The organism is Nocardia sp. NPDC004711 (assembly GCF_053601595.1).
Window position 1 is genome coordinate 264,821 of the sequence record NZ_JBSGCB010000004.1, and the last position, 20,909, is coordinate 285,729.

A 20,909-nucleotide genomic window follows, 5' to 3' on the forward strand; every position below is an offset into this window, starting at 1 on the left:
TGGGCCGTACGAACCGAGGAGAACATCATGCCGAAATACCTGCTGCTCAAGCACTACCGGGGCGCGCCGGCCTCGGTCAACGACGTGCCGATGGATCAGTGGACGCCGGAGGAGATCTCGGCCCACGTGCAGTACATGGAGGACTTCGCCGCGCGACTCGAGACCACCGGCGAGTACGTCGACAGTCAGGCGCTCTCGCCGAAGGGCACGTTCGTCCGCTCCGACGGCGAGGGTCGCCCGCCGGTCACCGACGGCCCGTTCGCGGAGACCAAGGATCTGATCGCCGGGTGGATGATCATCGACGTCGAGACCTACGAGCGGGCGCTCGAGCTGGCCGGCGAGCTGTCCGCAGCGCCGGGCGCGGACGGGAAGCCGATCCAGGAGTGGCTCGAGCTGCGACCGTTTCTCACCGCGTCACCCACGGTCACCGAGTGAACGAGTCGCTGCTACGCGAACTCGTACCCGCGGTGATCGGGGTCCTCGTCCGCCGCGGAGCCGACTTCGCCGCGGCCGAGGATGCGGTGCAGGAGGCGCTGATCCGGGCACTGGAAACGTGGCCGGACGAGCCACCGCGCGATGCCAAGGCGTGGCTCGTCGCGGCCGCCTGGCACAAGTTCCTCGATGCCGCCCGCGCCGAAACATCCCGGCGGGGGCGGGAACTCGCCATGGAGGTCGAGCCTCCGGCAGGTCCGGTGCCCGCCACGGACGACACACTGTGGCTGTATTTCCTGTGCGCGCACCCCTCCCTGTCCCCCGGGTCGGCCGTCGCATTGACCTTGCGCGCTGTCGGCGGCCTGACGACCCGGCAGATAGCCACGGCCTATCTCGTCCCCGAAGCGACTATGGGGCAACGGATCAGCCGCGCCAAACGGCGGATCACGGGACTGCCACTCGACCGGCCCGGCGACCTCACAACGGTGCTGCGCGTGCTCTACCTCGTCTTCAACGAGGGCTACGGCGGGGACGTCGACCTGGCGGCCGAAGCCATCCGCCTCACCCGCCAGCTCGCCGCCTCGACCGGCGAGCCCGAGGTCGCGGGGCTGCTCGCGCTGATGCTGCTGCATCATGCTCGCCGCGCGTCTCGCACCGGCCCGGGCGGTCGCCTTGTGCCGCTTGCAGCCCAGGACCGATCCCTTTGGGACACAGGCCTTATCGCCGAGGGGGTCACGATTCTGCAGACCGCGTTGGCCCGCGACCGGCTGGGCGAATACCAGGCCCAGGCCGCGATCGCCGCCCTGCACGCCGATGCCCCGAGCACCGCCGAAACGGACTGGGTACAGATCGTGGAGTGGTACGACGAACTGCTACTCCTCACCGACAGCCCGGTAGTGCGCCTGAACCGCGCAGTGGCAGTCGGCGAGGCCGACGGCCCCCGGGCCGGCCTGGCCGCGCTTGCCGAACTGGACCCAGAACTCCCCCGCCACACCGCAGTCCGCGCCTACCTCCACGAACGCGCCGGCAACCTCGAGCAGGCCGCCACCCTCTACGCCGAGGCATTCCGCGCAGCCACCACCGTGCCCGAGCGCGACCACCTCACCCGCGAGGCAGCCCGGGTGCGGCAGCTGCTGCGCTGAGCCCAGTTGCTGCACAACCACATTCGACCTCCCGGGTGGCAGCACCGCACGGACGCGAGCAGCCAGTACTGTTTGGCCGGCACACGGAACCGACTGCGGCCGAGAACGTCCTCTCCTGCCGATTATGTAATGCGGCAGTCGTCGGGATTGCTCCCTGAAGACTGCGCGACGCCACTGCTCGAATCTGCTGGTCATGCGGCCACGCAATGCCATTCGGGCACGACGAACACACGGGAATACGCAATGACGACGAATGAACTCCTTGTACAGCAATTGATTTCAGCAATCACCGCTCTGCCAGGAGTTCACTCGAATCTCGAGCGTCACGCACCCACACCGGAGCTCTCAGACGCTCACTCAGATGCACCAGACGACACTGCCGAGGGGGATACACCACGTAGCTGATCCGAACGATCCGTCGACCGGAGTGGCGGAGGACGACGGTGGCGCCGTGGCAGTCGAATCGGCAGTTGCGGCGGGCGCGGCGAGGACGAGCAGGGGCGCGGCAATAACAGTCGCGGCAAGGGATTTGATGATCTTGGTAGACATTTTGCTTCCTTACAACGAGCTTTGAGACGTCCGGGTACTGGGCGGCGCTGCCGAGCTACCGGACTGGGTCTGCGTGTGCGTCACGTGCCGAATCGACTTTGCGACACCCGATTCGCTCCTTGATGAAGTTCATCATGCGTCCCGACAGGAACGCCCATTCAGCCGGGCCGACAGCTGCAGCACCGACCAGACGTCATTGGGTACCGAGGAAGACGTCAATAGCAGCTTACCGCTGGCTACCAGAACACTGAAGCCGGTCACCGCCTTGCGATGGGTACCTCTACTTGTGGTCGATGCGGCCGATCGGATCGGCTGTCTGCGCGAGATCGGTCTGCGCCTGCTTCCATGCCATGTCATCGATTCCGAGGGCACTGCGGAGGTAGGCCCACGAAGCCTTACGGATCAGCGCGACGCGGTCGGGGCTTTCATCGGTGGTGTCCTTGGCGTTGTAGCCATGGATTCCGCCCAGTGAATGATCGCCGCCGAAGACGGTGAGCAAGCTTTGGGCTCCAGGGCTGTAGGCGTAGACGTCGGTGAACCAGTCGGGGCCGCGGGTCGAGAGATGGGATTGATCGTGATCGCCCGCGACCACCAGGGTCGGTGTGGTCAGGTTGTCGAAGTCAGGGTTCATGAAGGAGAAGTTCTCGGCGGCGAACGGGGTCAGGGTGTCGCCGCCGAGGCCGGTAGTAGCAAGCAGGACACCGGCTTTCACCCGCGCATCGCTCAGATCGGGTCCGGGCTGCCCGTCCGTGCCGATGACGCGTGCGCCGAGCAGCATGCCGACGGTCTGTCCGCCCCAGGAATGTCCTGCGACGGCAATACGGTCGCGGTCGATGCGTTCGTCGAGCCCTGGAATCGCGGCAACGATCCGGTCGAGCTGGTCGAGTACCTGCGTGACGTCGCGGACTCGAACGCGCCAGATGTCCGGGTAACGCGGATCGGCCGGAGTGAGGCCGAGGGTCCGTGAATCGAGAAATGTGGGCTGCACGACCACGAAACCGTTGCCTGCCCAGAAGTCGACCAGCGGGTCATAGGAGGACATCGACTCGCCGTAGCCATGGGCGAGCACGACGATGGGCAGACCGGTGCCGACGATGGGTGCGGATACGCGCACCTGCAGGTCGTCGCCGCGTTCGGGCGCGGGCAGGACGACCGGTTTGACGCTGATGATCGGGGTGGTCAGGGCGGGTACAGCGCTGCGGGCGGCAGTGTCTGGTCCGGGCATGAGGTTTCCCTTCGATAGCGATGAGCGCTGCGCCGTGGCGGGGTCGAGAATCCGCGCGAACCCGCGGATATACTCAAGCGGAGCACTGTTCCGAATATACGGAGCAGTGTTCCGATTGGCAACCGTTGCCGTGAAGAAGGGAAGTCACGTGGACGCACGCGACGAGCGAATGCCGGCCGCCGCCAGTTCGGCCAAACGCGCCGACGCGCGACGGAACGAGCGGGCCCTGCTCGATGCCGCGGCATCGGTGTTCGTCACCCACGGCGTGGACGCACCGGTACGCCAGATCTCCGCCGCGGCGGGCGTCGGCATGGGCACGATCTACCGCCACTTCCCCACGCGAGCGGATCTCGTCGCGGCCGTCTACCGCCATCAGATCGACGCCTGCGCCGAGGCCGGACCCGCTCTGCTCGCGGCGGAGTCCTCACCGTTCGCCGCACTGCGTCGATGGGTGGATCTGTTCGTGGACTTCCTGGTGACCAAGCATGGACTCGCCGCTGCGATGCGCAGCGACCCCGACAGCTTCACCGCCCTGCACACACTCTTCCTCGACCGACTCGTGCCGGTGTTCGACAGTCTCCTCACCGCCGGCCGCAACGCCGGCGAGATCACCGCCGACGTCTCCGCCTATCAACTGCTGCGCGCCATCGGCGACATCTGCGCGGGCGCAGAGATGGTCGACCCGAACTACGACGTGCATCTCACCATCGGCCTGCTGCTCGACGGGTGCCGGCGGTAACGACCGCGAAATTCGAAGGTGCACAGCCACATCCGGCCAGGCATCGCCACTACTACCCCGCCGGGCCGCAACCACCCGATATACGCCGAACCCTCACGCCCCCAAGCGATTCTGGGCTACCGGGTATCCAGCACCATCGTCATCGGAACACGGATCTCACCGCCGGGCTCGAAATGCAGGACAACCATGTCCTGATTCCAGTCGATGCGCGGCTGGGTGCTCCAAGCGAGCGGTATCGTCACGACGTGACCGCGCGGTACCCCGCCGTCGACCAATCGTCCGAGCCAGACTTCGTAGCGGTCGAGATCCATGGGGCTATGTACTCGTTTCACCGCGGCAGCGTAGTTGTCGGCCGACCATGCCGGATACGTTTGAACCGTATCGGTGCGATGCATGAACAATCCGGCTGCCGCGACCGTCGTAATAGCCACCCCGCCAACCAAACCGACGATCAGTCCGAGGAACAGTCGCCCTGCCGACCTTCGTGCATTCACCCCATCCTGGGACGGCGCCGGTTTCGTCATGGGCCCATCATGCCGTGGCGGGCACCTTCTTGCCGCGGGATGGTTCCAGCTCTGTTCATGCTGATCAGCAGCGACATCGAGAACTCACGATGACATCCCGACGCCAAAATCCTGCCTTGCCGCATACCGAACCGGCCAACGCAGACCGGTCCGCGGCGAGACCGACTGCGGCGCAGGAACATCCACTTCTGCCGATGAGCGCGATCGGTACACATCAGATCGCCGAGCGCGCCATCATGGAGTCGCCCGTCTATTTGAGGCGGACGTCTATGGTGGCCAGACCGAAGATCTTGCGCCCAGCGGACTTCGCGGTGAGAACGACTGTGGCGGTTCTGGTTTCTGGGTCGATCGATTTGATCCGCCCGGTGAACTCCACGTCCCCGGCCGAGACAGCTCCGACGACGGTGTAGTTCGACAGCCGGGCTCCGTACCGGATGATGGCACCGGGGTCGCCGAGCCAGTCGGTGACAAACCCCGCCCCCAGGCCCATGGTCAGCATGCCGTGCGCGATCACATCGGGAAGGCCGGCCAATGAAGCGACTTCCTCGTTCCAGTGGATCGGGTTCACATCACCGGCGACTCCCGCATAGTTCACCAGGTCGCCCCGCGTCAGTCGGACTGTCCGGGCCGGTAGCTCGTCGCCGACGGCGATGTCCTCGAAACGGATTGCCGTGTGCGGCAAACGTGTTCGCGATACGTGCGAATGTCGGGCGGCGGCCTGTGCAGGCTGATCGGTCAGTGTGTGTCCGGCGTGTGGCGCCGAGGCTGCGGGCGCGGGCGCGGGTTCCAAACCGCTCATGATCACGCCGCCGATGGCATCGCTGATGTCGGCATCGACGTCATCGCCGGTGATGCCGACGATCGTGGTGTGCATGATCTGCACGATCTGGCCGGACTGATCGGTGAACGTATTGGTGACGGTGAGCAGGTCCTTGCCTGCGACACGGCGAACCGAGGACAGTTCGACATCACTGATCAATCGGTCACCGGCCAGGACGGGCTTGTACATCTCGAAGACCTGGTCGGTGTGCACGAACATGTCGTAGCCGGCCAGGACGTTCTCGAGCAGATCACGATTGGCCCGCATCGCCACGATCGAAGCGAACGTCGCCGGCGCGATCAGCCCGGCGAACCCGAGCTCGTTGGCAGCGGACTCGCTCCAGTGTGCCGGATGGGAGTCCTGGACAGCTCGCGCGTATTCGCGGATCTTCTCCCGACCAACTTCGTAGTAGTCATCGACGCGATAGCGATAGCCGATCAGCCCGGCCACATCGAATGCTGCTTCCATCAAGCCACCCCTTCATCGTTCGCCAACCTCAGACCCGGATCCGCAGAGCCGAATTCACGAGCGGGCACCACTCTTCCATAGGACGGCAAGCTTGCTAAAGAGAACAAACGGTCTTGCCGACGAGTCGGCCGACGCCTCAGCCCAGGGCCCGAAGCACATCCACTCATGGCGCAACCCGCGCGGTTCGAATCGGCCAGGGCGGCCGCGACCGACAGCGAGAACGCCTGCGGCCCAGAACATCCTCTTCTGCCGATGAGCGTTCGATCGTGAGAATCGGTCTGGTGCGATGTGCAGTTGACGGGACCCCGTGGTTCAGTCCACCGCTTCACCGACCTCGGCGACGGACTCGCCGAACGCTGCTGGCTCGCCGGGTACGATCACGCCCGCCAAGCAGCTACGGCGACAGCTGTCTTCCTCCACTACGTCGATCTGGACATCCAGAGCGAGGACGACGACGAAGAAGAGGACGACGACGAAAACGACGAGCGCACATTCACATACGAACCGAATGTGATCATGACTGTATCGGGCGATCCTCTTCCGCTGGACAAATTCGACGTACCGTTGTCCTCAGCAATAGTCGCAAAGTATGGGTCGGCTAACTCAACGGACGGCATGCGTGCGCTCAGCGCTCAGCGCCTGACGGCGAGCCCTCGGAAGCGTCCATACCTTGTTCAAGTAGCACCGTCGCCTCTCCGCTGAACACTTGCGTTCCATCCTGGTTCACCGTCACGACCTCGAGGTCCGCGACGGTTTGGCCATTCTCGTTCTCGCGTAGCGCTGCGATCTCACCTCTGGCAGTCAGGCTATCCCCGGGCCAGACCTGTGAGGCGATGCGACCACCGAACGACAGGACGCTCGCATGACCGAAGCGATCGGTGATAATACGTCCGGTCATCCCCATTGTGAGCATGCCATGCGCAAATACCCCGGGAAATCCGTGGTCACGGGCGTAGACGTCGTCGCTGTGCAGGGGATGGAAGTCGCCGGACGCACCGGCGTACATCACGAGCTGGGTGCGGGTCAGGTCCTCGACCAGGACCGTGCTCCACGTGTTTCCGACCACGAGTTCTGCTGCGGCAGAATCTTCCGGGCCACTCACGACGCTCGAAGTGCTGGACTGCTCAGGCTTGCCCGCAGGTGTTGGAGCGTCGGGCTTGCGCTCGACCATGGCCGAGACCCAGCGCGCGCTGGCGACGAGCGCACCGTCAGCGTCCCTGTAGTCGGTGAGAGTCTCGCTGAACGTCATTGTGCCGGCGCGACGTCCACTCTTCTCCCACGCCGCGCCGGACCGCGCATCGACTGTCAGTACATCCCCTGCACGCACCGGCCGGTGATAGACGAAGTGCTGCTCCAAGTGGAACCACGCCTGCTGCTCGAGCGTGCGGGGCTGCGACCCGATCCAGGGCACGTGCGGTTGCGGACGCCGCGGACAGGTGGGGTCGAACTGGTCCGCAGCCATCAGGAATGTCGGCGGAGCCACGAGCGCATCGGGCTCGATCGCCGACAAACGACCGACATCCTCGAATTCCGGATCCGTGTCGCCGATCGCCCGCGCGAACTGCATGAGATGCGAACCGTGAACGACGAATTCGAACATGCGACCTGCTTTCAGGCGGAGAGGACGATCTTGCCGAAGAAATCTGACGATTCCATCAGGTGGTGTGCATCTGCGATGCGCTCGAGCGAGAATACCTGGCGCACAGCGGGTGTCACCGCCCCCTACTGGACGAGGCGCAACAGCTCGATGAGCACCTGCCGAACCCGCTGTTCGTCGGGTCGCCACACCACCGAGTATCGACAGCCCTCGCTAGAAGACCCGTCCGAGATGGAGCTCGGCGAGATGACCTGCGGTGACCCCGGCGCTCACGTATCGGCCGTAGTGCCGGAGCTAGCGGATCGCGTTCGCGAACACGGGCGCGCCAACATGGTCCAGAACCACGTGCACCCCTGCTCCCGGCATCAGTTCCCGTACGCGCGACGACATCATCGCGGTAGTGGTCGATCATCGAGAGCGCACCGAGATCCATTGCACGCGTGTGCTTCTCGGGTCTACCCCCAGCACTGATCCGGGCGGTGCCGGCGTGCCTGAACGTGTTCGATCTGCCGGGTTTCGGCGACCGTGATTCGTAGACGGTGCACTAACCCATCTCGGCAACCGAACCCACATGCATAACACTGCTGAGGAAACGCACGGTAATGCCGCATACCGCGCTGACCGAACCGGCCAGCGCGGGACACCGGAAGATCAACGGGCAGAGCGCCGTACGACCGCCGACAGTGCGCGCACATGCCGAATGCCGGACAGTCCGGCAGCTGTCTTCGGCTGATGCGCCCGGTGCCCGTCTTCGTACGCCACCGGATCTCGCGCTGACCGCACGGGCCAGCGCGGAGCGCCGGAAGATCAACGGGCAGAGATCATCTCGGCCACCGAGCCAGCCGCTGGTTGTGGGCGCTCGTACCGACTGTGGCTCAGATGTGAGCGCACCGAGAGCGTTCTGTTGTGGCATGATCGCGTGCATGACAACCGGAAAGGCCTGTGGCCAGTAGCCGCCATCTCGCGCTTCACGCAACCCTGCCGGAGCGCTACGCACGATTTGATCTTCTTGCTTCCACGATCGACCACCGTGGCCGATTGCTCGTCTTGCTCGTCGATCCCGCACAGGATGGGTCGTCGGGCCTGCCGTGGAGGCGGCAAGGGCCGTGGAGTCCGCCGATACCGCGTTTCGATGCGACCGCCGTCATCTGCGACGGCGACGATGTTCACGAGATTCCGCTGCACGGCCTGGATCAGTGGTTCTCCACGATCGACGCCTTCGGTGAGGGTGTCATCGCAGGTGCCGCACGCATTCCACACCCGGATTACGGTCGGACGTACGAACAGTCGACTCCAGCCAACGACGTTATCTTGCCCTGCAACGTCCGAGCCTTCGACAGCACCGGAAACCCCGTGGGCGCCTTCTACGCAGGAGACGGCATCGAGCAATTGCTCACCGACTCCAGTGGCAGGATCTGGATCAGCTACTTCGACGAAGCCACATATCAATTACTCGGCCCGGACGGCACCTGGTCATGCAGCTATATGCCCGGCCTGGCCCGCTGGGACGATCCTGGCAGCGATCCCTGGTTCGCATTCGACGACACCGGCGACAAGCTCGACTGGTGTGACTGCTACGCATTGAATGTCGGTCAGTCACTGGTCCATGCTTGCCCCTACAGCGAATTCCCGCTGGTAGAGATCGATGCGTGCGGAGTCCGATCGATCACACCGAATCCGGTCACTCGATGTCACGGCCTGGCGGTGTCAGGATCGACCTTCGCGTTCCTGGACCACCATCGTCGCGGCGAGGCGATCGTGTGGCAGATCCGTCGAGCGCGCAGACAGGATGCAGAGATCACCGAAATCGGTAGGGAGACTCTGCTTCTGCCGGGCGGTCGGCCGCCCACACACTGGGCCCGAGGAAGGATCGGGCGCGACGGAAACCTCTGGATCCACGAAGAGGGCAATCCCCGACAGTGGTATCGCTACGAGATCGAATGCGGGTGATCTGATGGTGAAGATGCAGTATCTCCGGTCCGGCAGATATGTCGAGCATGGCCGCGAGCACCAGGAGGGGGTCGACCTTGCGACCGTGAGCCGAGTTCATCTGCGCTGGTACTACTTCCTGTCGGACCTGTCGTTCATAGTCGACGGGGTCGAGCTGGCCCCGCCGTGGTCGTGGACCCCAGTGCTCGACTTTGTCTGGTCGATGCAGCGAGTGCCGGACTACATGGAACGGGGCGAGCGTTTCAGGCTTGGGTTCACTGAGAATGACGACCTGATCGTGTTCACGCCCGAGGCCGGCAGGGTCCGGATCTCGTGCGCGTACTCGACAGTCGAGGCGGCCGTTGAGGCGGTCTGCGACATCGCCGAGCTCAGAGACGCATGGGTGGCCTTTCGGGACACCGTCCTGACCTCACTCTGTGAGGAGTATCCGCGGCTCGCGGCCAACCCAGTCCTCGCCGAACTACAGCTCTGACAGCACCCACCGAGCGTAGTCGCACACCCTCATGGCTCATGTCGCGCTGACCAAACCGGCCACCGCGATGCAGCGGAAGATCAACCGGCCGTGCTGATCTGAGCGCGCCGAACGCCCTGAAATGCCGATGAGCGCCCACCCGACCAGCACAGCGGGCAGCGTTCGCCTTGCTGGATGTGCAATCGCTGGTTACGTTGAGGCCGTGATTGTTTCGTGTGGAAAGGGCGCCGTGCGCCTCAGCCGGTGACCCCCGGAGAGGCCCTGACTGCCGACATGCGTCGTCATGAGGGCGCAGACCGGCTGCCTTCCCGAGATCGGAAGCGATTGCGGCGCCCGCGCCGGACTACCACCAGCGAGATCAGATTTGACTACCGCCCAGGACCACCTGGACACGGGAATGTCCGCCGGGCCATTGCTTGCATCGACACCATCCCCTTGACCGATCTCATCGACAGCTTCGAGATCAGCGCGAGTATGCAGCCCGCGGGCGGTGTCTACGGTGGTCTCGTTCCACGTTTCGTCCGATTCGGGCGAGCGATGGACCATTTCCACGGATCATCTCCCCTCACGACGGGACAGAAGACACCCGTACTCGTCTGCAGTTGCGGGGAATTGGGCTGCTGGGCGCTGCTGACCCGCGTCACCCTGACCGGCAACCTCGTCGTGTGGGATTGCTTCGAACAGCCCTACCGCACCACTCGGGACTACACCGCGTTCGGCCCATTCCTGTTCGACCGCGACCAGTACGACAAAGCCGTCCAGACTCTCAGCGCCGAAATCGCCGCCCACGAATAATCGCATCGGGCGACAGCCACCCGCCGAGCAAGCGCATCAGCGAGACCACACTTGAGAACGTCCTCTCTTGCCGCTGGTCGCGCTGACCGAATCGGTCAGCGCGGCACCGCGGAAGATCAACCGGCTGTTGCCGAACCGAGGCCAGCCAGTGTCTACACATGCCGAGTTCCGTTCGACCGGTGCAATCCCGCACAATCCGCTGTAGAACAGCAATTTCGCGCCAATTCCTCAGCTGTAGTGCATGTTTAGAACGGTTGGGCTGGCCGTCCATGCCCGCATGGCAGCGCACGCTCCTACCGCGTAGCGCGCGGCTCAGATCGGCCACGCGGCGACCTCGAAGATCAACGGGCAGAGACCATCTCGGGTAACGCACAGCCGTCGGCACTGCACGGTAATGCCGAATTGAGTACATTCATTCCCTCTTCTACGCGCTCACATCGGCGGCGCTGAACGGCGGACCGGTGCGTTTGATGCGACGATGTCCTGTGTGCCAGTTACTTCGGTGACCCTGCGTCACAAAGTGCATGACCTCGACGCTGCGATTCCGTTCTACGAACAGCTGACAGGCGAGGCAGCCAACTCATTCGAGTTCAGTGGGTTGCAGCTGGCCGCAGTCGGACCGTTTCTGCTGTTCAGCGGTCCTGAGGAAATCGCAACGCGCTTCGCGGATATCGCGGCGACCTTGGTTGTGGAGAACCTCCATCAGGTTGTTGCGGCAGCACGGATTGCCGGTGCCAGCGAAATCGCTCCCCCACAGCCCACTCCGAACGGGCTCCGCGCGATTCTCCGCCATCCCGACGGTGCCATCTTCGAGTACGTCGGCATCGAGTACGTCGGCAGCGCTGAGAGGCAGGCACGATAGGGCGGGCTGCAACCTGTCACTGATTTCGGCAGTATCGATGACCGCGGTAAGCCATTGCGAACGTCCTGTAAGTTGCTGCATACCGCGCTGACCGAACCGGCCAGTGTAGTGCGGCGGAAGATCAACGGGGAGAGCGCCGTACGACCGCCGGCAGTAGCGCTCAACCGAATGGCGCGCACAGCATGGCCCGGGACCTGGATTCGACGCGACGGGTCTGGTGCCTATCGCGTGAAGCCTGCCTCGTGGTCGGCGGCCTCGATTTGGTCATGAAAACGTTTGTGAACCCAAGCGCGCTCACCGAGAAGCGTCATCTGCCCCCATCGTCCGGAGACCGGGCCGAGCCGTGTATTGCGAGGGATCGTGCCGATAAGACGCACAGGCTTGGCGCCGCCGGACAGTTTGCTGCTCTCCAGCACATAGATGGCGTCGGGAGTGACTGCTACACAGCGGTATTTGATCCAGAACATCGTGAGCCCGGTGAGATAGGTGATCACGAACAGGGCGAAGCTCGGCGCGGTCTGGTAGATGAACGCCTGCCGGATCACGCTCCCGGCAGGCAGGAACGGTGAAGAATGCTCCACCAGATCCTTCCGAGGCCCCGGGTCATGCGCACGAGACCGTCCGATCTGTCGGTCATGAACAATTCCTTGCTGGCTACTTTGAAGTTCAGCGCGAATACTCGCCCCGCTCAACATCCTGACATGCCCCTACCCACGCTGACCGATCCGGCCCGCGCGGGGCAGGCAAAGATCAACTGGCCGTATCGATCCGGGGCTGACGGAACGTCCGCAACTGCCGAGTGCAGTACTCGGCGGCTCGAGCATCCGGCGCATCGCGCCTCCTCCGAGTAGGCGCGGCACAGGTGTCGAAGCTCGTTGTCGGATCGGAGTACCAGCCGTTTCTCGCCAGGCGAGCGCTGACGCCGTTTCTTCCGGCCGAGCCGGTATGGTGCACACATCGGCAACGCCCAATTCTGCCGCATACCGCGCTGACCTACGGTGCTCACCCCGGCCCTCGGGAAATCAACGGGCTGAGCGCCTTACGTCGGTCGGCAGTGCATCATATGCCGAGTTGCGGGCGGACTTCGACGTGTTTCGCATGTTATTTGGTGGCACGGCAGTGGGATTGTCAGTGTTCGGAGACGGCTTCCTCGTAGGCGCGAAGCGTCGCTATCACGAGGGCGCGCTGCTCGGCCGTCAGCGGGCCCAGGGCTGTACGCCAGCCGCGGTCCGCGCCACCGAGCCACGCCGCGACCGCCGTTCGATGGGCATCGGCGATGGTGACAAGGGTTCGTCTGCGGTCATTGTCGTCGGTCCGTCGATCCACGACGCCCTGGCGGCTGAGGTCCGCGACCATCAGACTCACGGTCGTGGGCGCCACCTCCAGCCGTTGCGCCAGCTCGTTCACCGTCAGCGGCCCGTCGAACAGCACGTAGGTCAGCATCGACAGATGGCGAGGCGCCAGATCGAATGATTGCAACGCTGCCGGGACCGGCAGGCGTTTCGCGCGCCCGATCAGCCGTGGCATGAGCAGCACCATGGCGCGAACGCTGTCGTCCAAGGACAGGCCAGGCTCCGTTGACATACCTTTCTCTCCAAAATATCTTTGCATACAAAGCAATTTTGTCGAACCGGACCTCCATCGTCCCATGCGAACACGCGGGTCCCATCCTCCACAGAGGAGAACCAATGTCCGAACCGATTGCGCGGCCCAGGGCACTGACCATCGGGCTGCACCCCCGTGCCATGGACTACAGCCGCTTCCCCGATCTGGACGAGGCACAGCTGACCGCCAGGGTCGACGCCGCCAACGACGCCCTGCGCGACACCGAATTCGATGTCACCCCATACCTTGTCGGCGCTTCACCCGAGGAAGCCGAAACCGAAATACGAACCCTGCTCGCCCACCAGCGGTTCGACCTCGTCATGATCGGCGGTGCGATACGAGCCCTCCCCGACCACACCCCGCTCTTCGAGCGCATCATCAACGTCCTGGCCGAAGCAGCCCCGGGAATTCGATTCTGCTTCAACACTTCCCCCGAAACCACCCTCGCCGCCCTCCGCCGAGCATCCGCAGCCATCTGAACCCCGACACGCACCAATCGCACCGGCCAACGCGGCCACCAGAAAGATCAACTGGCCGTGGCCATCCGAGGCCGGCCGAATACCGATGAGCGTGCTGTCTGCTTCAGTCACTTCCGGTTCGCGCACTCGGCGCCAGCCGACGCCGGGCGGTATCGACGCGGTGATGGCAGGCTGTGGCGGTGAGCATGCCGGACGACGTCAACGGGTCCCAGTCAGAACCGACCAAGCACGCTATCGAGGTGAGCTTCGTCGTGCGTCAGGATTCATTGCGAATCAGGTATTGGGCGGACGACAGCACGAGCGACATCCTGTGGGATGACCTCAGCACTCGCACAAAGCGTTTGGGCAATGGCGCGTTCATCGATGATGACACGGGACTGACCGGACCGCCGGAACCGGTCATGGAACTCACCGCGCTGGTGCTCGGGACCCTGGGGGCAGGCGGGGCGGTCAAGATGCTGGTGGAAATCCTGCGGGATTGGGTTGCCCGCTACCGGATCAAGGGTCTTCTCGTCGATCTACCCGACGGCACCAGGATCCAGATGGCCGACACATCAATAGAATCGGTGGAGCGCTTTCTTGCCGCGATCGATGCCCATCGTGACGAGACGGCCAAGCCAGCGCCGCCCTCGGCACCAGACACTGCTGATGAGGTGGTAGATGGCGGCGAAGCAGCACCTAGCGAATGATACTGCGGGCAAAGGCGTCCGAAGGTAGACAGACCAGGGTCATCGTGGTGGTTCGTGCCTCTGGGAGTATCCGCTGTTGCCGCGGACCACGCTGACCGAACTGGCCGGCGCCGGCACGACGGAAGATCAATCGGCCGTGCCGATTCGAGGCTGACGGAACGCACTATCCTGCCGAATTCCTTATATCGCAGCAGGATTCATCTAATCGGTCGGAGCTGCCGTTTCGAACAATGCCGTGAAGCGTTCGGGAGCTAGCCTGCGCAACGGGTCGCGGCTCAATCCGTAGCGCTGGTACAGGGCGAGTAGGTCGCGGAACGCTTCATCGTCGACCGCGGCGACGTTGACGGCGATGAACAGTGCCCTGCCTCGACCTCGATATGAGGTGACGCAGGGAAGCTTATCGAGCCATTCGAAGAACGCCGCCTCGTCGTTGTAGGAGTAGTAGGTGAGCGGCTCCACTTCCAGGATCAGGTCACCTGCTGCAGGCATCGCGACTTCAGCGTCGAGCACTTCATCCACGTGAAAGTGACCGACCGCACGCGATCCCTCGGTGACGACAACGACCGAGCCGACCTGGATCCTGTACACGCCCGTGTTCTCGACTATCAACCATCCTGCGTTGGCGGGCGAGTTCCACGCCGTACGATCGTCCACCCGCAGGACGAACGATGCCAACCCATTGCTCACGGTGCGCGGCGGTACGAATGCCGTTGAGGCATAGTCTTGATCGACCGGTGTGGTTGGTGGGCCCGACGAGCGTCCGCCCTGTTCGGGCGTGAGCCAGATGATCCGGCCACGGAACGGAAGACGGCCCGGGAAATGCATGGACGACATTCTGTCGCGCAGTTGATCAGCGCGCGAGGTGGGGTTGCAAACGCTCGGACCGAAGCAAGAAACGCACTCCTCTGCCGATGAGCGCGGGATGCAATTCCGGGCGGCCTCGCCCTCATTCGGAATCAATCTCTGTTCGACAATCTCCGCCCGGCCCGTAGCTCCCACATCGACTGCGACAGCGGCGCAAGGTCTTCGCAAGCGCGGTGAGAGATGTGCCGCGCACGATAGGTCCATGTGGACAACAACCGACAGCGTCGTCTCGGCCGACGGCACCCGCATCGTCTTCCAAACGCTCGGCGACGGACCACCGCTGGTGATCCTGCACGGCGCGCTGGTCACTATGGAGATGTACCAGCCGCTGGCCGAGCTGCTCGCCACCGACTACCGAGTGGTATTGGTCGGTCGACGGGACTATGCGCCGAGCGGAAACGGCACGCGGCCAAGCATTTTCGCCCGGCAGGTGGAGGACCTCGCTGCCGTGCTCGAACGCCAGGACGGCCCGAGCTTCGTTTTCGGACACTCCGCGGGCGGCCTGGTCACCCTGGAGGCACTCGCCGCAGGCATTCCGAACATCAGGCGGTTCGCACTGTACGAGGCAACCCTGGCGTTCGCGGGTGGCCCGCTGCGACCGACACTGGACCGAGCCCGCGAGCTCGTCGCCGACCACCCCGCCGACGCGGTCTTCGAATTCTTCAAGGCCATCATCGATCCGCCGGCTCCGGATAGCGTCCTGCGTGCGATGGGAGCCGCCATGGCCGCCCGTGCGCCCGGGATGATCGCCGACCTCGAATGCCTCGCCGCGATGGATCCGGACCTGAACCGCTGGTCCACCGCGACCACACCGGCCCTGCTGCTGGCGGGCTCCGCCAGCGATCGGTATGGGCCGGAAAGCATGGAGAAACTCGATGCGGCCCTGCCTGATTCACGGTTTACGTTGCTGGCCGGGCTGACCCACAATCCCGACGATTTCGCTCCGGTCGCGGCCGCCTTGAGCGAATTTTTCCGCTAGCCGCTCACCGGTCGCCGCAGTTCGGAGTCCTGCACGGGCACGCCGCTGCTGATCCACGCCGATGCTCCGGACGGGGTCCGCCCGCCCGCAGCATCGGCCTGACACTCAATTGGTCGGTGGGAACCGCCCCTTCGCCACCACCTTGCCACCCGAGAGTGTGAAGGTGACCACGCTGGGTCCGCTATCCAAACGGAAGGACAAACTGGTCATCGGGTCCAGTCAGGCAGGCGCTATCGGAGCGCTTGTGGGCTGGATGCCCCAAAAGCCAGGGGCGCGAACACAATTCACCCCGACGGCTGGTCCGAGTCCAACCTGCCTCGATCGTCGAGCAGACGTCCGCTCATTGCGAATGGAGTGTGTTCTGAGCCATCTGGTCTGCCTGGCACCAGACCGGGCGGCGGCCGTCGAATGCCGTTGCGGCACGCCGTCAGCCGAGCGCCCATCCCGCCTCGGCGGCATGGGCGTGAAATGCCTTCCATGCCTGCCAGACTCGCGTGGCGCCGAATTGGGCGTTGAAGCGCAGTACGTCTCGAACGTCGTTCACGGTCGCGCCGCCGCCGAGGGCTCGTTGAGCGTGGATGCGGAAGGTATCGCCCAGGGTTTGGTAGTGGATATCGATACTCATTGTGGCGAAGGCTCTTTCGCGGACCGTGAGGGTATCCGGACCGGAGGGGGTGCGCATCCGGGACTGGAGATCGAAGTAGTCCAGGAAGTGCGGATCCAGCTGGGCCAGTGTGGTGCGCACCGGGTCCGGCAGCGGCGACGGCGGGGCGTCAGGTCCGCTGGTCAGCAGTTCGCCGGGTAGTTCCGCGATATCCGGTTGCGGCAGGCCCAGAGCCGTTTCCAGCTCGGCGAGGCGATCGAATGCGGCCAGGGCCGTGTGATAGCCGCTGTCGTAGGAAATCAAGCGCAGCAGTGCGCGTACGTCCGCGGTGGTCACGCCGAGCCGTAGTCCCGCGCGGAGGTGGAGTTCGAAGGGGAGTCCGAGGGCTTGGGCGCAGACGTCTGCGGTCAGGCGCAGGAGCGCCTTCTCCCGGTCGGTCAGGCCGGATATCTCGTTGGCGTGCCTGGCGGTGGCCGTGCCCATCTGCGCGAACATCGCATCCAGTGCGGCGAGATCGGTGCCGGCGGGTGGGGTGACTGCGGTCATGGCGACCACTCCTCATTTTATGAACATATGTTGCGCTACAGCTGTAGCGCTATGAATGTAGCGCAATGCCTGTCCAGTTACAATGCTCGTCATGGACGAGATCTCGGCCCCGCGCCGCCGCCCGAACGCCCGCGGGCGCGGCGAGATGCTCCGGGAGGAGATCGTCGAGACCGCGATGCGGATGCTCGACGAACTAGCCGACGATGAGGCGCTGTCGCTGCGCGCGGTGGCCCGCACCATCGGGATCGCCGCCACCTCGGTGTATCTGCACTTCCCCGACCGGGATTCGCTGGTGCTCGCGGTGGCCCAGCGCTGCCATGAGGAACTCGTGGACGTCGGCGACGTAGCGGATGCCGCCGAGCGAGATCCCGGCCGCGGCCTGCGCGCGCGAATGTTGGCCCAGGTGGCCTGGGCCGAGCAGCATCCCGGCCTATACAAGGTTCTGCACGAGAGCACCGTGCACCGCAAGCTCGGCATGCCCTTCAAGCAGGTGATGGTCAAGCGCACCGTCGACGCCGTGCAGCGCTGTATGGACGCGAACCTCGCCCCTGCCGACGACGCGACCACGGTCGCCATCGACCTGCGCACCGCCGTGAACGGCATGCTCTCCCAACGCATCAACGAACCCGATATGCCCTGGCCCCCCGCCACTGAGCAACTCGACCGCTTCCTCACCAAACTCGTCGGCCTCGGTTTTTCCGGATCACTCGGATAACCGGTTTCCTCAGAGCCGTTACGCCGGCAGCACTGGACACTCCCGAGGAGTTCACCGGGCTACGAGTGAACTCCGGGATGTTCGGTGTCTGACTGTGACGATCCGCGCACGGCTGTGAGGCCCGGATGGCCATGACGCCGCCAGCTGCACAGCACTCGGACGCAACCGACCAAACGCACTACTCTGCCGCTGGCTGACCAAAGCGGTCGGTCCGGCCTCGGAAGTTCAACCAGCCGTGCCCAATCCGCAGCCCAAGCCAGTTGGGCCGACCACCTCGCAGCCGGGGTTATCGATGGTGCAGATCTGGTATCCAGCTGACGACGCCGATACCTCGCCCCTGGCACCGTGGATGGCGCCGGGCGCTGAACACCTTTCAAGCCGAGGATCTTGCCAGCCACGGCTACGTCGTGGTCGCCGTCAACCACACTCACGAGGCATTCGCGGTTCAATTCCCCGACGGGCACACCGAGCACAGTGCGGTGCCGGTGGATTCGCCGCCGACCGTCCCGTCCGACCAATTGCTTCCGACCCGAGTCGCCGACATGCGTTTCGTTCTCGATCAACTCGCCGCCGCGGCCGGACATTCCACCAATGCCGCTGCTGCGCTACCACAACACCTCGCCGATCAGCTGGACCTGACGAAAGTCGGTATATTCGGCCATTCCCTCGGAGGGTCGACCACCGCTCAAACCATGCACGACGACACGCGCGTCACCGCCGGCGTCAATCTGGACAGCCCCGTACTCGGCTCCGTCGCCACCGACGGTCTCGATCGGCCGCTGCTGATGCTCGCCAGCGACACCTGGCCGTGGTTCGGGCACTCGGGCTGGGAACCGTATTGGACAACCAACACCGGACTGAAGCTGCCCCTCCGCATCACAGGCACCCGGCCACATGTCCTTCACCGACGAACAGGCGATCGTGGCAGCAGTGGCCGCGGCGGGCCTTCTCCCCGAAGACACGAAGAACACCGCGATCGGCTCGATCGATCCAAGCCGCTCGATCGACCTCCAACGCTCATCCCTACTGGCCTACTTCGACGCCGTTTTCGGCCGCACCGATAACAGCCTCGCGCAAACCCTCGAGCGACTCGCACAGCCCGAAATGCTTCCACACCTGTGACCCCTGCTCTTTGCTGACGAATATCCTGTAACGCCGAGTTGAAGATGTTTCGGCGGTCCGCGACGTCTATCGCGAACCGCCGAGTACTTGCAGATGTCAGTTGTTCGCTCTTCCATAGACAGCCATGGCATCGCGGGCGAATTCCGTTGTGCCGACTCCATGAATGTCGTAGCTGGCCCGGAATCGTTCGTCGGAGACATACATCTCGCCGAGACGGGCGAATGCCTCTTCGAACGGCTTGCCACCCCAGGAGCGGCCCTGCCATCCTTCACGCACCCATTCCGCGTGGCGGGCGACGATGTCCTGGACCTCGGGGCTGTCGACCGACAATCCCGAGGCATGGGCGCGCCCGTAATCGGCAGCGATATCCAGGGCGGTCTGCTGGAAGTCCTTCTTCTGCTCATCCGTCTTCGACCGCCACCAGCGATCGCTGGACTCGTAGGCGTCCTTGCCCCAGCGCTGGATGACCTCGTCCTTGTACCGGGTGTGGTCGAAGCCATCGAAGGATTCGGCGGGCATGAGTGGTTGTCCTTTCTCGAGTTTGAGCACAGTCGTGGCGACCGAGGAGATCTGCCGATCGATGCGATCGCGCTCTCGCCGCAGCAGGTCCAAATGAATCCGCAAGGCATCGACCGTCGTCGTCATATCCATGCCGTCGGCGGCCAGTGCCTCCGCGATCGCCGGAAGCCCGAGCCCGAGTTCCCTCAGCAGCAAGATCCGCTGCAACCGGACCAGGGCCCCCGAGTCGTAGTACCGCATCCCGTTGGCTCCGGTCCGACGAGGAACCAGCAACCCCAATTCGCCGTAGTGGCGCAGTGTGCGGCTGGTGGTTCCAGCGGCCTTGGCCAGGTCCTGGATCGACCACTCCTGTGCGTTCACATCGATAAGCCTGCCAATTGACGTTGCGTCAATGTCAACCCAAGATCAGGCACATCAGTCTGGCTATGCAGTCCCTCAAACATCCGCTATTGCTGCATACCGCGCTTACCGAACCGGCCAGCGCGGGGCGTCGGAAGATCAACGAGCAGAGAACCGTACGACTGCCGGCAGTGCGCGCTATTGCCGAATGGCGGGTAGAACGAACCAAGCGAGGATGATCAAATGGAGTCGATCCTGCGGGAAGAACCACCTCGCTTTGCCGGAGAACGCCAGATGCTCACCAGCTTTCTCCAATACCAGCGAGAAACCTTGGCGTGGAAGTGTTCTGAGCTCTCGGCCGCCCAGCTGCGACAGCACGCGGTGCCACCGTCAAAGCTGTCGTTACTAGGACTCATCCGCCATATGACCGATGCGGAACGCGGCTGGTTCGCCCGCACTCTCGGCGGCGCAGACGCACCCGCGTTCCACTGGCGGGCTGACCGATCACAGGATGTCGACTTCGACGTCGCAGACGCCGACGTGGATGAGTCGTTTCGCTTGTGGCACGAGGAATGTACGCGCTCGCGTGAACTCGTAGACAGCTGCGAGTCACTCGACACGGTTGGGGTTCACCAGCCCAGCGGCGACAGCTACAGCATGCGCTGGATCCTCACGCACATGATCGAGGAGTACGCCCGCCACAACGGCCACGCCGACTTGCTCCGAGAACAACTCGACGGTCGCACGGGCGAGTAGAGCCGACCGCACGGGTATCCGGTCATGCCGCATGTCGCGCTGGCCCAATCGGCCAGCGCGACGTGAGCGAAGATCAAGCGGCCGAGGCGATCTGAGGCCAGCGGAACGTCCTGCATT

At 64.2% G+C, this 20,909-nt stretch carries 24 protein-coding genes and 1 pseudogene; 14 read left to right on the forward strand and 11 right to left on the reverse strand.

Annotation, left to right across the window (positions count from 1 at the left end; translation table 11 throughout):
- Nucleotides 1–27: 27 nt before the first annotated feature.
- Both ACWEKS_RS05790 and ACWEKS_RS05795 read left to right on the forward strand, forming a co-directional pair.
- Entirely contained in the window at nt 28–435 is a 408-nt protein-coding gene (locus ACWEKS_RS05790) for a YciI family protein (RefSeq protein WP_452339006.1), read from the forward strand.
- Nucleotides 432–1,574, forward strand: coding sequence for an RNA polymerase sigma factor (locus ACWEKS_RS05795; RefSeq protein ID WP_452339007.1), 1,143 nt, complete (start codon nt 432–434; stop codon nt 1,572–1,574). Before ACWEKS_RS05790 ends, ACWEKS_RS05795 begins: the two co-directional genes overlap by 4 nt.
- A gap of 357 nt (nt 1,575–1,931) precedes the next feature.
- Here the strand turns inward: ACWEKS_RS05795 and ACWEKS_RS05800 are convergent, their stop codons facing one another.
- Nucleotides 1,932–2,123, reverse strand: coding sequence for a hypothetical protein (locus tag ACWEKS_RS05800; protein ID WP_452339008.1), 192 nt, complete (start codon nt 2,121–2,123; stop codon nt 1,932–1,934).
- A gap of 280 nt (nt 2,124–2,403) precedes the next feature.
- Nucleotides 2,404–3,348, reverse strand: a complete 945-nt coding sequence (locus tag ACWEKS_RS05805; RefSeq protein WP_452339009.1) for an alpha/beta hydrolase family protein — start codon at nt 3,346–3,348, stop codon at nt 2,404–2,406.
- A gap of 169 nt (nt 3,349–3,517) precedes the next feature.
- On the opposite strand from ACWEKS_RS05805, the gene ACWEKS_RS05810 reads away from it, so the two are divergent.
- A complete protein-coding gene (locus ACWEKS_RS05810) occupies nt 3,518–4,087 on the forward strand; it encodes a TetR/AcrR family transcriptional regulator (protein WP_452339039.1) in 570 nt (189 codons plus the stop codon).
- A gap of 116 nt (nt 4,088–4,203) precedes the next feature.
- On the opposite strand, the gene ACWEKS_RS05815 is transcribed toward ACWEKS_RS05810, so the two are convergent.
- The 4 genes from ACWEKS_RS05815 to ACWEKS_RS05830 all read right to left on the reverse strand — a co-directional run bounded on the left by ACWEKS_RS05815 (nt 4,204) and on the right by ACWEKS_RS05830 (nt 7,615).
- A complete protein-coding gene (locus ACWEKS_RS05815; protein WP_452339010.1) occupies nt 4,204–4,611 on the reverse strand; it encodes a hypothetical protein in 408 nt (135 codons plus the stop codon).
- Nucleotides 4,612–4,861: 250 nt separating this feature from the next.
- Complete coding sequence (locus ACWEKS_RS05820; RefSeq protein WP_452339011.1) at nt 4,862–5,899, reverse strand: fused (3R)-hydroxyacyl-ACP dehydratase subunits HadA/HadB; 1,038 nt, start codon at nt 5,897–5,899, stop codon at nt 4,862–4,864.
- Nucleotides 5,900–6,524: 625 nt separating this feature from the next.
- Complete coding sequence (locus ACWEKS_RS05825) at nt 6,525–7,499, reverse strand: MaoC family dehydratase (protein ID WP_452339012.1); 975 nt, start codon at nt 7,497–7,499, stop codon at nt 6,525–6,527.
- 11 nt (nt 7,500–7,510) lie between these two features.
- Nucleotides 7,511–7,615 (reverse strand): zinc-binding dehydrogenase, encoded by a 105-nt coding sequence (locus ACWEKS_RS05830; protein ID WP_452339013.1) that lies wholly within the window; start codon nt 7,613–7,615, stop codon nt 7,511–7,513.
- Between the two features lie 823 nt (nt 7,616–8,438).
- On the opposite strand from ACWEKS_RS05830, the gene ACWEKS_RS05835 reads away from it, so the two are divergent.
- The 4 genes from ACWEKS_RS05835 to ACWEKS_RS05850 all read left to right on the forward strand — a co-directional run bounded on the left by ACWEKS_RS05835 (nt 8,439) and on the right by ACWEKS_RS05850 (nt 11,575).
- Nucleotides 8,439–9,446, forward strand: coding sequence for a hypothetical protein (locus tag ACWEKS_RS05835; protein ID WP_452339014.1), 1,008 nt, complete (start codon nt 8,439–8,441; stop codon nt 9,444–9,446).
- A 4-nt stretch (nt 9,447–9,450) separates the two neighbouring features.
- Entirely contained in the window at nt 9,451–9,918 is a 468-nt protein-coding gene (locus ACWEKS_RS05840) for a hypothetical protein (protein ID WP_452339015.1), read from the forward strand.
- A gap of 435 nt (nt 9,919–10,353) precedes the next feature.
- Nucleotides 10,354–10,713 carry a hypothetical protein gene (locus ACWEKS_RS05845; RefSeq protein WP_452339016.1) on the forward strand — a complete coding sequence of 120 codons (360 nt, stop codon included), beginning with the start codon at nt 10,354–10,356 and terminating at the stop codon, nt 10,711–10,713.
- Nucleotides 10,714–11,215: 502 nt separating this feature from the next.
- Nucleotides 11,216–11,575 carry a VOC family protein gene (locus ACWEKS_RS05850; RefSeq protein WP_452339017.1) on the forward strand — a complete coding sequence of 120 codons (360 nt, stop codon included), beginning with the start codon at nt 11,216–11,218 and terminating at the stop codon, nt 11,573–11,575.
- A gap of 221 nt (nt 11,576–11,796) precedes the next feature.
- On the opposite strand, the gene ACWEKS_RS05855 is transcribed toward ACWEKS_RS05850, so the two are convergent.
- Entirely contained in the window at nt 11,797–12,156 is a 360-nt protein-coding gene (locus ACWEKS_RS05855; protein WP_452339018.1) for a hypothetical protein, read from the reverse strand.
- A gap of 547 nt (nt 12,157–12,703) precedes the next feature.
- Nucleotides 12,704–13,159, reverse strand: a complete 456-nt coding sequence (locus tag ACWEKS_RS05860) for a MarR family transcriptional regulator (RefSeq protein ID WP_452339019.1) — start codon at nt 13,157–13,159, stop codon at nt 12,704–12,706.
- Between the two features lie 104 nt (nt 13,160–13,263).
- Between ACWEKS_RS05860 and ACWEKS_RS05865 the strand changes: the two genes are divergently transcribed.
- Both ACWEKS_RS05865 and ACWEKS_RS05870 read left to right on the forward strand, forming a co-directional pair.
- The gene (locus tag ACWEKS_RS05865; protein ID WP_452339020.1) at nt 13,264–13,659 is read left to right on the forward strand and encodes a hypothetical protein; all 396 of its coding nucleotides are present in this window, start codon (nt 13,264–13,266) and stop codon (nt 13,657–13,659) included.
- A gap of 179 nt (nt 13,660–13,838) precedes the next feature.
- Nucleotides 13,839–14,348, forward strand: coding sequence for a hypothetical protein (locus ACWEKS_RS05870; protein WP_452339021.1), 510 nt, complete (start codon nt 13,839–13,841; stop codon nt 14,346–14,348).
- 201 nt (nt 14,349–14,549) lie between these two features.
- On the opposite strand, the gene ACWEKS_RS05875 is transcribed toward ACWEKS_RS05870, so the two are convergent.
- Nucleotides 14,550–15,173: a hypothetical protein gene (locus ACWEKS_RS05875; RefSeq protein ID WP_452339022.1), complete on the reverse strand. Its 624-nt coding sequence runs from the start codon at nt 15,171–15,173 to the stop codon at nt 14,550–14,552.
- Between the two features lie 241 nt (nt 15,174–15,414).
- Here ACWEKS_RS05875 and ACWEKS_RS05880 point away from each other — a divergent pair, with 241 nt between their 5' ends.
- Complete coding sequence (locus ACWEKS_RS05880) at nt 15,415–16,191, forward strand: alpha/beta fold hydrolase (RefSeq protein ID WP_452339023.1); 777 nt, start codon at nt 15,415–15,417, stop codon at nt 16,189–16,191.
- A 427-nt stretch (nt 16,192–16,618) separates the two neighbouring features.
- Here the strand turns inward: ACWEKS_RS05880 and ACWEKS_RS05885 are convergent, their stop codons facing one another.
- A complete protein-coding gene (locus ACWEKS_RS05885) occupies nt 16,619–17,341 on the reverse strand; it encodes a carboxymuconolactone decarboxylase family protein (RefSeq protein ID WP_452339024.1) in 723 nt (240 codons plus the stop codon).
- A gap of 91 nt (nt 17,342–17,432) precedes the next feature.
- Between ACWEKS_RS05885 and ACWEKS_RS05890 the strand changes: the two genes are divergently transcribed.
- The 3 genes and pseudogenes from ACWEKS_RS05890 (at nt 17,433) to ACWEKS_RS05900 (ending at nt 19,178) form a co-directional block, all read left to right on the forward strand.
- Complete coding sequence (locus tag ACWEKS_RS05890; RefSeq protein WP_452339025.1) at nt 17,433–18,056, forward strand: TetR/AcrR family transcriptional regulator; 624 nt, start codon at nt 17,433–17,435, stop codon at nt 18,054–18,056.
- 542 nt (nt 18,057–18,598) lie between these two features.
- A pseudogene (locus tag ACWEKS_RS05895) lies at nt 18,599–18,859 on the forward strand (alpha/beta hydrolase); the annotation flags it as partial.
- A 91-nt stretch (nt 18,860–18,950) separates the two neighbouring features.
- Entirely contained in the window at nt 18,951–19,178 is a 228-nt protein-coding gene (locus ACWEKS_RS05900) for a hypothetical protein (RefSeq protein WP_452339040.1), read from the forward strand.
- Nucleotides 19,179–19,274: 96 nt separating this feature from the next.
- On the opposite strand, the gene ACWEKS_RS05905 is transcribed toward ACWEKS_RS05900, so the two are convergent.
- Nucleotides 19,275–20,057 (reverse strand): MerR family transcriptional regulator, encoded by a 783-nt coding sequence (locus ACWEKS_RS05905; protein WP_452339026.1) that lies wholly within the window; start codon nt 20,055–20,057, stop codon nt 19,275–19,277.
- Between the two features lie 222 nt (nt 20,058–20,279).
- On the opposite strand from ACWEKS_RS05905, the gene ACWEKS_RS05910 reads away from it, so the two are divergent.
- Nucleotides 20,280–20,792, forward strand: a complete 513-nt coding sequence (locus tag ACWEKS_RS05910) for a DinB family protein (protein WP_452339027.1) — start codon at nt 20,280–20,282, stop codon at nt 20,790–20,792.
- Nucleotides 20,793–20,909: the final 117 nt, after the last annotated feature.